Origin of the sequence: Pseudomonas sp. AG1028, assembly GCF_007993955.1 — a bacterium.
Lineage (GTDB): Bacteria > Pseudomonadota > Gammaproteobacteria > Pseudomonadales > Pseudomonadaceae > Aquipseudomonas > Aquipseudomonas straminea.
Genome location: NZ_VIVP01000014.1, coordinates 1 through 12985 on the forward strand (window position 1 = coordinate 1; position 12985 = coordinate 12985).

Below are 12985 nucleotides of genomic sequence, written 5' to 3' on the forward strand. Positions count from 1 at the left end.
CTGAAAGTCGCCTGCCTGGAAGAGATCGCCTACGGGCAGGGCTGGATCGACCGTGACTGCCTGCTGCGCCAGGCCAAGGCGTTCGGCAAGACCGGTTATGGGCAGTACCTGTTCAGCCTGGCCGAGGAAGCTAGTGCTAGTCGCCCAATAACAAGGTTGTTGGGCGCCAATGCATCCTAGTTGCGCAGTTGGTCCTCAATAAAATAGCGTGCAACCAGAAAATGCGTGCGACGCAAATCCAGCTGCGTCGCCATTGGTGAAGACGTGCTACACCAATGGCTTATTGGCTGCACGGCGCAGGTGCATCCAGTCGACTATTTCCCCTTCCGGCTTGTAACCGCATACTGTCTCACGGAGCAATTGACGCACCCGATCATAGTCATCCTGCTCAACGGCTTTGAGTAGATCTGCCAATGCTCCTTTGAAATCTTCCCATGGCAGATGCTCTTCATTGGCTCGCATAATCATCGGATGCTCGGTCGGGCTCACGTTGTCACCGATCAAAAGCTCCTCGTAGAGCTTCTCGCCCGGGCGCAGCCCTGTGTATTCGATGCAGATATCGCCGTTGGGGTTGGTATCGGAGCAGACACTAAGCCCCGTCAGATGAATCATTTTCTCGGCTAACTCGGCGATTTTCACCGGCTGGCCCATATCCAGCACAAATACGTCCCCACCCTGTCCCATGGAGCCGGCCTGGATCACCAATTGTGCAGCCTCGGGGATGGTCATGAAATAACGGGTGATATTGGGATGGGTAACAGTCACCGGCCCGCCCTTGCGGATCTGCTCGTAGAACCTTGGGATGACCGACCCTGAAGAACCGAGCACATTGCCGAAACGCACCATGGTGAAACGGGTCTTGCTGACCTGATGCACGCCTTCCTTGTCGCCGAACAGCACGGGAGCCGGCTCACGACTCAAAGCCTGCAGCACCATCTCAGCCAAACGCTTGGTGCTGCCCATTACGTTGGTGGGCCGCACGGCCTTGTCCGTGGAGATCAATACGAAGTGCTCAACGCCAGCCCTCAAAGCGGCCTGAGCAGTGTGCAGCGAACCCAGCACGTTGTTTAGTACACCCTCGGCGATATTGTGCTCCACCATCGGTACATGCTTGTAGGCCGCAGCGTGATATACGGTGCTTACCCCCCAAGCACGCAACAGTTCAACCTGGCGCTGTTGATTACGCACCGAACCGAGTATCGGCACCAAGCGGACGGCGAGCGACTCACGGCGAACTCGCTGCTCCAGCTCAGTGTGAATGGCGTAAAGGTTGAACTCGCTGTGCTCGAATAGCAGCAACGTTTTAGGGCCTGAGCCAAGAATTTGCCGGCACAACTCAGAGCCGATCGAGCCTCCGGCGCCGGTTACCATGACAACCTGATCGCGGATGCAGCGTTCAAACAATTCACGCTGTGGGGGAACAGTATCGCGTCCGAGCAAATCGGCGATGTCGACCTCTTGCACATCCTCGACCTTCACACGGCCACTGGCCAAATCCATGAAACCAGGAACCGAGCGAACATGCAGCGGGTACTGCTCGAGCAGTTGCAATATAGAACGACGCCGGGTGCGCGAAACAGATGGCAGCGCTAGCAATATTTCAACAGCCCCAGTGTCATCAATCATCTTCTGGATATGCTTGGGCGAATAAACGCGCAGGCCGGCGATGATTCGATTGGAAATATTCGAATCGTCATCGATGAACGCCACAGGCCTCATCGAGCGGCCCATTCGCAGGGAGGCAGCTAACTGATTGCCAGCTGAACCAGCGCCATAGATGGCTACTGCGGGGGCACCCGCATCGCGGCTACTGAACTTGAAGGGCTGGCCGGCTGCAAACCAGTGCCCCATGAAGAACTGGCGCATGGCCAAGCGCAGCCCGCCGATCAACATGATGCTCAGCCACCAGTAGTTGAACACCATGGAACGGGGAATCACTGCCCGCGCATCCTGATGCCAGTAGATCGCCAATGCCAGAATCAGCGCGGAGAGCGAGACCGCCTTGGTGATGGCGATCAGTGCCTCGGTACCGAAATAGCGCATTACGGCGCGGTACATGCCGAAGCGTATGAACAGCGGAATGGAGATCAGTGGCGCCAGCGCGAAGAGCCACAGGTGGCCGTCAAACGGGTAGATCTCGTCGAAATCCCCCAGGCGAACGAGAAAAGCCAGCCACAATGCAGCCCATACCAACATAACGTCGATGGCGACCTGAATCAGCCGTTTTTGGCGACGGCGCAACCGTACCAGACGAGTACGCAGCAGCTCAGCGAACCTCAACAAAACAACACCTCATATCCATGGAGCGCGCCTTTTCCAGGCCAAAGCTAGCAGCGCGAGTAGTTCCAAATTGTCCTGATGCTCAGATAGAACGCCCGATTCAACTCTGTAATACCGTTCCTGGCGCATGCAGCGCGCCGTCCTCGACAACTACATGATAACCAGCGCAACAGCCGGCCTGCAGCCAAGCCCTGGCACCGATCTTTACCCCCCCGGCCAACTGTACGCCAACCCCCAGGTGGGCGAATGCCCCCAGCACCGCATCGTGGTCAACGGTTGCGTTGGCGTTCACGATAGCACCCTGTCCGAGAACAGCACCCACGCCGACCATCGCCATGGCCATTATCGCGACACCGCGGCCCACTTCGGCATCGTTACTGACAAAGGCCCGCGGATGAATGACCGTCGCCAGCGTCAGCCCGGCGGCCTCGATCAGTTGGCTCCATCGTTCGCGCAACGCATTGTTGCCAACCGCAGCAATCGCCGCACTGCCGGCGCCGGCGTGAGCGGCAAGATCATCCGGTTTTCCGACCAGCGCTATGCCATACAGCTCGCTCAAGGCAGGCCATCGATCATCCAGAAAACAAACGGCCTGCCACTGGCCTGAGAGTAGTGCCGCTTCTGCAACCGCCCTGCCATGCCCACCAGCGCCTAGTATCAGCAATGTGTTTTTCATTATGACTCCAGTGCCCCGGCCTTGAACCTGGTTGCCAGAAAAACCAGCGGGAGATAAGCGATCAGCAAACCAACAGCACCGTCAACGCCGCCGAAGCCGACCCACAGGGCGATAGGCAGCAGCCATAACAGGTTGATGGCGGTAACCGCCAAGGTGACAGGCAGATGGCGGCCGTAATGGCGCGAGGCATACTGATACGCATGGCTTCTGTGCGCTTCGTAAACACGATCACCACGCAGAAGCCGGCGCAATAGCGTGTAGGTGGCATCGACGATAAAAACACCTAGCAGTATCAACCAGGCCCACAAAAGCTCAGGCGATGCCGCCGCGGCCTGCAGCGAAAGAATGCCAAGCGTGATACCTAGGAAACCACTGCCGGCATCGCCCATGAAAATGCGCGCCGGTGGAAAGTTCCAGATCAGGAAACCAAGCACCGCAGCAGCCAGGGACAAGACGGTCAGCAATACGCCGTGGGTATCTCCAAACCAGGCATACAGCAACGCGCCGCCGATACAGACGCAAATGGCCTCGACACTGGCGATACCGTCGATGCCATCCATGAAGTTGTAGAGATTAAGCAACCAGACCAAATAGATCGCTGCTAACAGATGGCCGAACCAACCGAGATCGACCAGGGTGCCGAACAGGCTGATCGCTGGCAGCCCGCCCAGCCAGAACAGCGCCCAGGCAGCAGCCGCAAAATGCCCGAGCAAACGCCAGCGAGCGGCGATGTGCCCATGATCGTCAAGAAAGCCGATCACGGCCACCAGCCCACCCGCGCCACACAAGGCAAATGCTAGGGCATTCTCTACGTGGCCAAGCAGGGCCAAGCCAAGGACTGCGAAAATAAAGCACAGCACGATGGCTACGCCACCACCACGCGGCGTGGGTACAGAGTGAGAGCTACGTGCGTTGGGAATATCCATGAGGCTGCTCGCCAGTGCATAGCGCCTCAACAACCAAGTCAGCAGACACGACAGGCTGGCAATGACCAGCAAAACGGTGATCAACAAGTAACTTCTCCTAACCCCTACCGGTCAAGGTAGGTATCTGGTCAGCCAGCCTCGAAAGCTCGGGCGGTTTTGCGCAATGCATCATCGACGCTAACAGGCGGTGCCCAACCCAATAGCTCACGGGTTTTGCCTATATCCACCTGCAGAGAACCGCAGAGCCGCTGTGCGATGGCACGCCTGCCCAGCATTGCCGCACCGGCTTGTAGCAGGCTGGCGGGAACTGGTAACAGCCGTGCCGGCCGGCCAAGCGCCTTACCCATGCGCTGCAACAGTTGCGTCGTGGAGAGATCCTCGCCATCGCTGACCAGGAATGTCTGATTGGCCGCCGCGGGGTGATCGATACAGGTGGCAATCAGATCCACTAGGTTGTCCACAGCCACCAGGCTGCGCTTGTTTCCGGTCGAGCCCAATGGCAGCGGAATACCCTTGCGCAACCAGCTCATCATGCTGCGGAAATTGGCTTTCACGCCGGGGCCGTAGACGAGCACCGGCCTGATGATCACCACTTCCATACCGGCCTCGCTCGCCAGCGCCCGCAAGCCCTGCTCGGCCTCCATCTTGGACACGCCGTAGGGGTCCTGAGGGTCGGGGGTGTCATCCGCGCTATAGGGGTGCCCGAGCTCGGTACCCTCGCCATTAACCTTGATCGAACTGATGAAGATGAAGCGCCGTACGCCCGCTGCGGCAGCCTGCCTAGCCAGGCTCAGGGTACCGTCGACATTGGCCTTACGAAACTCCACCAGAGGATCGGCAGCCGTGTCGTTCATCACATGAACGCGAGCCGCACTGTGAATGACGACCGCAGCGCCCTCCAGCGCTGCGCGCCAATCGACATCCGCGGCCAGCCCACCTACCAGTGGGTTGACGACGCCCGCTGGCGCCTGGGCCAAGGGAGTGCGCGATGGCGCGATCAATCCATAGCCTTCCTGATGCAAACGCGTGAGCAAGGTGCGACCAACGAAACCACTGCCCCCGGTGATCATTATTCGTTTCATCACTGTTTTCCGTCCCTGCGTGTGCCCTGCCGGAACAGGCGCTCCAGATTGGAGAAGATCTTTTCCTTGGCGAACTGATCATCGTAATAACGCTTGCCCGCCTGTCCCATCGCGACACGCTGTGGGTGGGTCATGGCGGCCATTTGCTGCACGATCCGAGACAGCCCCTGTTGGTCACCCGAGGCACAAGCAAGCCCAGCTCCCGACTCCTCGATGACGCGTGCCGCCTCGCCCCCGATCATCCCGAGCACCGGCTTGCCCGAGGCGAGATAAGCCTGAACCTTGCCGGGAATGGTCTTGGCGAACACCTCATTGGTTTTCAAGGAGACCAACAAGGCATCGGCGGTGGCGAATAGCCCTGGCATGGCTTCCAACGGATGACGGCCAAGCAGGAGCACATTGTCGAGGTGGCGTTGCGTAACCTCGCGCTGCAGCCAGTCGCTCATGCGGCCGTCGCCAACCAGCACCCAACGAACCTTCACGACATCGCGCAAGGCTTGGGCTACCTCGAGAATCGCCGGAAAATCCTGCGCCTCGCCCAGATTGCCAGCGAACAGGATGGTGAACTCATCCGGCGAACGAGCCAGCAATGGCGAGCCCCCCTCAGGCAGCTCATTGAATCCGTCTTCGGCCCAACTGGGGAAATACACCAGCCGCTCCTGCTCGATAGGCCGCGTGCAATAGGAGCGTACGCTGTCTATAAAGGCCCGTGATTGGAGTAGCAGGTAATCGGTACGGTTGTAGATCCATGACACCATCTTGCCGACCAGCGCCAGCGCCCGATCATTATGAACGACACCGACGGCACGCAGGGTTTCCGGCCACAGATCCAGTACCCAGACGCTAACCGGGGCCTTTTTCAACCTGCCGATTAGCAGGGCCGGAATGGCCGACATGATCGGCGAAACGGCATAGACGAATATGCCGTCGAACTCTCTGCCGCGCAGCTTCCAGCTACCCAGCAACGAACCACTCACCACGAACGACAGATAATTTAGAACGAGCGTCAGACTGCGCTTACCGCGGGGGATGAAGGGTACACGTACCACCTCAGCGCCCTGATAGCTGGCGAACTGCTCCGGAGCCTTGCGATAGGCCTCGAATACCTGGCCTTCAGGATAGTTCGGCAAGGCCGTCAGCACGGTGACCTCGTGCCCACGGCGCACCAGCTCTTCGGCCATGTCGTTGACGCGCATGTTCTCGGGCCAGAAATACTGGCTGACGATCAATATCTTCAGTTTTCCCTCTCGCATGCGCGTCAGTCGTTCCGCTTCCATACGGTGCGCATCACGTAATCGCGATAGCTGTGCACGATGCGTACGACCTTGTCCGCCACGTTGGGCATGCTGTAGTCGGCCACCAAACGCAAGCTGCGCTCGTCACCACGGCCTTGCGATTCGAGCACCTGAAGCGCCTGCATCACTCGCTCGACTTCGAGCCCAACCATCATCACGGCGGCTTCTTCCATGCCTTCGGGGCGCTCGTGGGCTTCACGAATGTTCAGCGCTGGGAAGTTCAGAATCGAAGACTCTTCGGAAATGGTGCCGCTGTCGGATAACACCGCTTTGGCGCAGGCCTGCAGCTTGTTGTAGTCCTTGAAGCCCAGCGGCTTGAGCAGCCGTACATTGGCATGGAAGGTCACGCCCAATGCATCCACACGCTTTTGGGTACGAGGGTGAGTGGACACGATTACCGGCATGTCGTAGTGCGCAGCGACCTGGTTCAGGGTCTCTGCCAGCTTACGGAAGTTCTTCTCGGAATCGATGTTCTCTTCGCGGTGCGCACTGACTACGAAGAATTTGCCCTCCTCCAGCTCAAGGCGCTGGAGGACGTCGGAGGCGTCGATGCCTTCACGGTAGTAGGTCAACACCTCGAACATCGGGCTGCCGGTCTTGATTACCATATCCGGCGACAACCCTTCGCGCAGCAGGTAGTCGCGGGCGATGGTGCTGTAGGTCAGGTTGATGTCAGCCGTGTGATCGACGATCCGACGGTTGATCTCTTCCGGCACGCGCATGTCGAAACAGCGGTTGCCTGCCTCCATATGGAAGGTGGGGATCTTGCGTCGCTTGGCTGGAATCACCGCCATGCAACTGTTGGTATCGCCCAGCACCAGCAACGCGTCGGGCTGTACTTCAGCCAGTACCTTGTCGACGGCGATGATCACGTTGCCGATGGTCTCGGCGCCAGTGGCACCCGCAGCATTGAGAAAATGATCGGGGCGACGAATGCCCAGATCGTCGAAAAAGATCTCGTTGAGCTCGTAATCGTAATTCTGCCCTGTGTGGATCAATACGTGATCGCAATGCTCGTCCAACTTGGCCATCACGCGCGCCAGACGAATGATTTCCGGACGGGTGCCAACGACCGTGGCAACTTTCAGTTTTTTCATGGTTTCACCTGGCAGGCGTAGGTATCGGGGTGCGCACGGTCGAAGATCTCGTTGGCCCACAGCATCACGATCATTTCCTCGTCGCCAATGTTGGTGATGTCATGTGTCCAACCGGGTACTGTTTCGACGATCTGTGGTTTATCGCCTTCGGTGACGACTTCATGGAACTCACCTGAGGTCATATGGCGAAAACCAAAGCGCGCACGCCCCTTGATGACCAGAAATTTCTCGGTCTTGGTATGGTGATAATGACCGCCACGGGTAATCCCCGGATGCGCGGTGAAGAACGAGAACTGCCCGCAGTCGGGGGTTTTCAGCATCTCCACGAACACGCCACGCGGATCGCCGTACTTCGGCACTTCGTAGGTAAATAGCTCGGGCGGTAGGTAGCTCAAGTAAGTCGAGTACAGGGCGCGCACGAAGCCGTCACCCACCCGATCCATGACCAGGGTGCTGCGGCTTTGCTTGAAGCCACGCAGGCGGTCGGCTATCTCGCCAACGCTTACTTGATATTGCGGCTGCACTTCAACGCCAGCCTCCTCTCCCGCCATCAAGGCGAGGAAGTGGGCGATCACGTCATCGATATACACCAGAGTGACGACGGCAGCCGGATCGTTGATCTGGATAGGCAAATCACGCGCGATATTGTGGCAAAAAGTGGCCACTGCCGAGTTGTAATTCGGCTTGGCCCATTTGCCGAATACATTCGGCAACCGCAGCACGTGCACCGGGTTGCCGTGCTGCGCTGAGAGCGCTTGCAAGGCCTCCTCGGCGCCACGCTTGCTGGCGCCATAGAGGTTATCCAGCGCGGCCTGGCTCGACGAGGTATAGACAACCGGAATCTGCCGACCACTGGCCTCGATCGCCTTGCACAGTTCGACGGTCAGTTCGGTATTGCCCTGACCAAACTCCGCAGGATCTTGAGGGCGGTTTACACCTGCCAGGTGGAAGATAAAGTCCGCTTGAGCCACACGCTCGCCAAGTGCATTCAAGTCATCGGAGCGACCGAATGTAAGAACCTCGACATCCTGACGCTCGTTAAGATGCACGATCAGGTTCTTGCCAACAAAACCGTTGGCCCCGGTGATCAATACTTTCATGCTCACTCCTCGGGCGCTGCGTCTTCGCCGCGCTGAATGGCACGCATGAAATTCAACTTGAGCAACAGCTCCTTCATGCCCTGCACGTCGAGGCGTTCGGTGTTGTGGGAGTTGTAATCCTGCATATGAGAAATACGTTCCTCGCCCTGCTCCACGAACTTGCTGTAGTTCAGGTCGCGCAGATCCGGCGGCACGCGGTAGTACTCGCCACGGTCTTCGGCGCAGGCCATTTCCTCGCGGCTCAGCAGCGCTTCGTAGAGCTTCTCGCCATGGCGGGTACCGATCACCTGGATGGGATGGTCGGGTTTTCCCAGCAGAGAGGTCAGCGCCTGCGCAAGAACTTCGACGGTCGCGGCAGGTGCCTTCTGCACGAACAGGTCGCCATTGCGGCCATGCTCGAATGCATACAGCACCAGGTCGACCGCATCGGCCAGGGTCATCATGAAACGGGTCATGTTCGGGTCGGTGATCGAGAGCGGCTTACCGGCACGAATCTGATCGACGAACAGCGGAATTACCGAGCCGCGAGAAGCCATGACATTGCCATAGCGGGTACCGCAGATGACTGTGCCGGTGTCATCAAGATTGCGCGACTTGGCCACCATGACCTTTTCCATCATTGCTTTGGAAATACCCATGGCATTGATCGGGTAAACGGCCTTGTCGGTACTCAGGCAGACCACGCGCTTGACGCCATTCTGGATGGCAGCTTCCAGCAGGTTCTCGGTGCCCAGCACGTTGGTCTTGACAGCTTCCATGGGGTGAAACTCGCAAGACGGCACTTGCTTCAACGCAGCAGCATGAAAGATGTAATCCACACCGCGGGTGGCATTCAGGATGCTCTGATAATCGCGCACGTCACCAATATAGAACTTCAGCTTGGGGCTGGCGTAATGCTTGCGCATGTCATCCTGCTTCTTCTCATCCCGGCTGAAGATGCGAATTTCAGCGATGTCGGTATCGAGAAAACGCTTGAGCACGGCATTGCCGAACGAACCTGTGCCGCCGGAGATCAATAAAACTTTGCGTTCGAACATGCTTTCATTTCCTCGAAAAACCGAAATCAGATGCAGGCTGGAGAGTATCGTCATACGGCAGACTAGGTGTAACCTGCTTCAAATGAAGCTCATCGACCGTAGTCTGGCCGCCGTGGAGAGGCCTCGTGCTACCAAAACAGAAAAAAACCAATATGGAATAAAATATCACCCCTCCATAAGGCTGCAAATACAGAATCCCGGCAAATGCAAAATTAAACAAGAACAGCAACAGAATATACATAGAGACCTTAGAAACATTGTGCCCCACATCCGCATTTTTTCTTGCAGTCCAGACGCGAACAAAGCAGTAAGAAAAAAGCACTAAAAAGGCCAAAAAGTTCCCGACACCGCCTACGAACAGAAGGTCGAAAAAGCCGTTATGCGACATCGGATATTCGGGAAAACCAAGTGTGCCTGAGCCGCCCACCATTCCGACACCTAGTAATAACCCTAGCTCTCCATACCGCTCATAGAGCACAGACGGCAAAGCCCAAAGTCGGTCAATAACGCCCTCAACAATAGATACATCCGATGAACCAGCTCCTTCGCCGATTCGCAAGACGTTATCAACGGTCGAAACCACATAGGTCAGCTCGAAGAAATAAGCAAGTATCAATAGCACCCCGAGGAGCAAGGCGGACAACACCACCCAGAGCCTGAAACGACCGCGCTCAAAGAAAAAAAGCATTATAAACAACAACAGCAGATTTACCACCGCAGCCTTTTGCAAGCTCAATAGAGCACCAAGCACTATGAAAAATAAAATTGCGAATTTCAAGAGCCCATTCTTGAAAAGAAAGATCAATACCGGAAGGGCAAAGATAAAATAGACACCGTAAGCCGTTAAACTACCCACCAAAGAGCTGAAACGAACCAATCCTTCCCTCTCGGAGGCCTCGGGGAACCACGAGATGGGGCCGTAAAAATATTGATAAAAAATGGAAAATGCAGCCAAAAGAATAAAAAAAACATAGGTCTTGAGAACACCGATCAGAACCGCCTCGCTCCGCACGCACAGTATTGCCAGCAAAAAAAATGGAACAAGGTAAAAGTAGCGAAAAAAAGAATAAATATAATCCTCATGACCATAGCCCAGATAAGAAGTGAATATAGGGAAAAATGAAAAAACCAGAAATAGCGAAACTGAGAAAATTGCAAGCTTCTCCATACGAACTGGCTTGAAAAAGGAGGCTTCTACAAGAGCGAATCCAATTGAAACCAACATCGGAACGACAGCAAATAAGATCGAAAGCCCCCGCAGACTGTGCAAACAATACAATGAAACCGAAACAACCATAAAAACAGTAGCGCGCATGCGACTATCACCGGATTTTTTTATAGAGATGCTTGACCACTTCAAAGCCCCGCGCCGAGAAAGGCAAAAAAGTAGCAGCCCAAAGCACCAAGTAAATCTTCTTGGAATTTAACTGGTACGCCTGAAGAATAAACCGCCGCTTATCCTTACTTAGTTGCTCACGAAAAGACCGGCCAATGAAATATCGCGACCGACCCAACTCACAAACACGATCAAACTCAGGATATTGAGCCGATATATAGTCAAGCGCCGCTAAAAACTCATTTTCATAAGAGGACAAATCCTTACCATTGTTAGTGCCATATTTTCTGTAACGACACCATGCGCCCTCCATAAAGCCAATGCCACCGCGAAGTGCCATCTCGAACTGGAGCAACCAATCACTTACGTAAGATAGACCCTCGTTAAACATACCCTCTGGTAGACTGCTTCGCCTCAGCATGATGCTCATAGGTCCAGGAATACCCATGTGGGTGATTACATCCGCCGCAGTGCTTATCCTGGCAGACCTTCCCTGGTCGGTGATCGATAATCTCTCCCCAGTTTCCGACTGAAAAACCTCCACAGCGTGATAGCTAAAAGCCAGCCCAGCGTGATGCTCCATATAATCAACCTGACGCTTTATCTTGCCAGGAAGCATGATGTCATCCCCCGCAAACAGGGCGATATAATCACCATCACACCGGCTCAATGCCAAATTGCAATTCTTCGTTATTCCTAAATTTCTGGCATTGTAGATAGCAACAATCTTCTCGGGAAATCGATGACTGTAGTCCCTAAGAATGCTGGCCGTCGAATCGGTAGAGGCGTCATCAGCAACAACCACCTGAAGATTCTCATAATCCTGAGTGAGAATGGAGTCCAATGCCTCGGCCAGAAATTTTTCGGCATTGTAAGCGGGCACCATCACACTAACCTTTTTCATTACGCGCTCCTGAGAAAACGGGAAACCACCAACAGAGTGAAGAAAAAATATAATACATAGTTTAAAATAAACGCATACATAGAACCAATCAAACCAAACATGTCTGTCAGCAAGAAAACCCAGATTACATACATCAAGCTAAATGCAATCTCAGACGCTAAGAAGGTTCGCGTCATGGCTTTAGCTAACATCACATACGAAAGAATAAATGACGCAATTTTAACTACATCCCCCAACAACTGCGGAGCATATAAATATAACGCACCTTGGAATTCATTTGAAAACAACAGGACCGTGATTTCATCTCGCAACAGATAAACGAAAGCAGCCATCAGCAAGACGACGGGCATTAAGAAAACATATGCACGCTTTATTTCATCAACAATTCCCTTATTTTCTACGGTGGCAGATAATTTTGGCAAATAGTAGATACTGATAGCCATGGTAATAAAAAGCAGATAGGCGTCGGACACTTTGCTCACAGCCTGCCAATAGCCAACACTCTCCCAAGAGAATTTATCTACCAATATATTTCGTACGACAATTTGAACCAAGGGCGCAAGAAACGCAGAAGTTAGCGTCATGAGTGAGAAGATCGCAAGCCTCTTGCAATGCTCACTATCGAATGACGGCACGAAATACGCCAGTATGAAATACGGACTTCTGACGAATGCAACCATGGCCACAACCAGCATCAACCCTTGCCCGAGGAGATAACCATACAATGCACCGGAAAGATTGTAATAATAACTGAGAAGGCAAACGGGGGCCAAACCTATTAAAGCACCAACCACATGAATGCCGGCGAGCCGTTTGACATCCATCATTCCGTTGATGATGGCAACAATAAAATTGTACAGCGCGACAAAAAACTGGGACAGCGCGAGCGCCATGATAAGAAGCTGAAACTCTTTTCCACCCATCAACAACACTGCAATTTCAGAACTATAATACAGCGCCACCAGGCAGATAAACACAGCAGAGCACAGTGTATAAAACAAGCCGCTTTTAATCAGGCCAATCAACTTTCGGTCGTCTTTTTGGTATTCGGCGATGTACTTGATCATTCCGGCGGCAATACCCCCACCAGCAAAAACGATCATCAGCGATGCCACGCTCATGAATTGTCCGAACTGAGCAACGCCTTGCGGACCGGCAATTACTGCAACAATTTTCATCACAGCAAAGGCCGATACCAGCTTGGCAGCGGTAGCAACAGCAGAAAACAGCCCTGTCTTTAATAGATTCAAAC

General features: G+C 54.7%; 11 protein-coding genes and 1 pseudogene. 1 reads left to right on the forward strand and 11 read right to left on the reverse strand.

What is annotated here, in order from left to right:
- A pseudogene (locus FB481_RS21130) lies at nucleotides 1–180 on the forward strand (hypothetical protein); the annotation flags it as partial.
- Nucleotides 181–267: 87 nt separating this feature from the next.
- Here FB481_RS21130 and FB481_RS21135 read toward each other — a convergent pair.
- The 11 genes from FB481_RS21135 to FB481_RS21185 all read right to left on the reverse strand — a co-directional run bounded on the left by FB481_RS21135 (nucleotide 268) and on the right by FB481_RS21185 (nucleotide 12983).
- Nucleotides 268–2196 carry a nucleoside-diphosphate sugar epimerase/dehydratase gene (locus tag FB481_RS21135; RefSeq protein WP_147177804.1) on the reverse strand — a complete coding sequence of 643 codons (1929 nt, stop codon included), beginning with the start codon at nucleotides 2194–2196 and terminating at the stop codon, nucleotides 268–270.
- Between the two features lie 184 nt (nucleotides 2197–2380).
- Nucleotides 2381–2956 (reverse strand): acetyltransferase, encoded by a 576-nt coding sequence (locus tag FB481_RS21140; RefSeq protein ID WP_147177644.1) that lies wholly within the window; start codon nucleotides 2954–2956, stop codon nucleotides 2381–2383.
- Entirely contained in the window at nucleotides 2956–3963 is a 1008-nt protein-coding gene (locus FB481_RS21145) for a glycosyltransferase family 4 protein (RefSeq protein ID WP_256662789.1), read from the reverse strand. The genes FB481_RS21140 and FB481_RS21145 overlap by 1 nt, the downstream gene beginning before the upstream one ends.
- 47 nt (nucleotides 3964–4010) lie before the next feature.
- On the reverse strand, nucleotides 4011–4952 hold the full coding sequence (locus FB481_RS21150; protein ID WP_256662786.1) for an SDR family oxidoreductase: 942 nt from the start codon (nucleotides 4950–4952) through the stop codon (nucleotides 4011–4013).
- 11 nt (nucleotides 4953–4963) lie between these two features.
- Nucleotides 4964–6217, reverse strand: coding sequence for a glycosyltransferase family 4 protein (locus FB481_RS21155; RefSeq protein WP_147177808.1), 1254 nt, complete (start codon nucleotides 6215–6217; stop codon nucleotides 4964–4966).
- 5 nt (nucleotides 6218–6222) lie between these two features.
- Nucleotides 6223–7356: a non-hydrolyzing UDP-N-acetylglucosamine 2-epimerase gene (wecB, locus tag FB481_RS21160; protein WP_147177646.1), complete on the reverse strand. Its 1134-nt coding sequence runs from the start codon at nucleotides 7354–7356 to the stop codon at nucleotides 6223–6225.
- Nucleotides 7353–8456: a capsular polysaccharide biosynthesis protein CapF gene (locus FB481_RS21165; protein WP_147177647.1), complete on the reverse strand. Its 1104-nt coding sequence runs from the start codon at nucleotides 8454–8456 to the stop codon at nucleotides 7353–7355. Before FB481_RS21165 ends, wecB begins: the two co-directional genes overlap by 4 nt.
- 2 nt (nucleotides 8457–8458) lie before the next feature.
- A complete protein-coding gene (locus tag FB481_RS21170; protein WP_147177648.1) occupies nucleotides 8459–9493 on the reverse strand; it encodes a polysaccharide biosynthesis protein in 1035 nt (344 codons plus the stop codon).
- A 4-nt stretch (nucleotides 9494–9497) separates the two neighbouring features.
- Nucleotides 9498–10808 carry a hypothetical protein gene (locus FB481_RS21175; protein ID WP_147177649.1) on the reverse strand — a complete coding sequence of 437 codons (1311 nt, stop codon included), beginning with the start codon at nucleotides 10806–10808 and terminating at the stop codon, nucleotides 9498–9500.
- A gap of 7 nt (nucleotides 10809–10815) precedes the next feature.
- Entirely contained in the window at nucleotides 10816–11733 is a 918-nt protein-coding gene (locus tag FB481_RS21180; protein ID WP_147177650.1) for a glycosyltransferase, read from the reverse strand.
- A complete protein-coding gene (locus tag FB481_RS21185) occupies nucleotides 11733–12983 on the reverse strand; it encodes an O-antigen translocase (RefSeq protein WP_147177651.1) in 1251 nt (416 codons plus the stop codon). The genes FB481_RS21180 and FB481_RS21185 overlap by 1 nt, the downstream gene beginning before the upstream one ends.
- Between the last annotated feature and the right edge of the window lie 2 nt (nucleotides 12984–12985).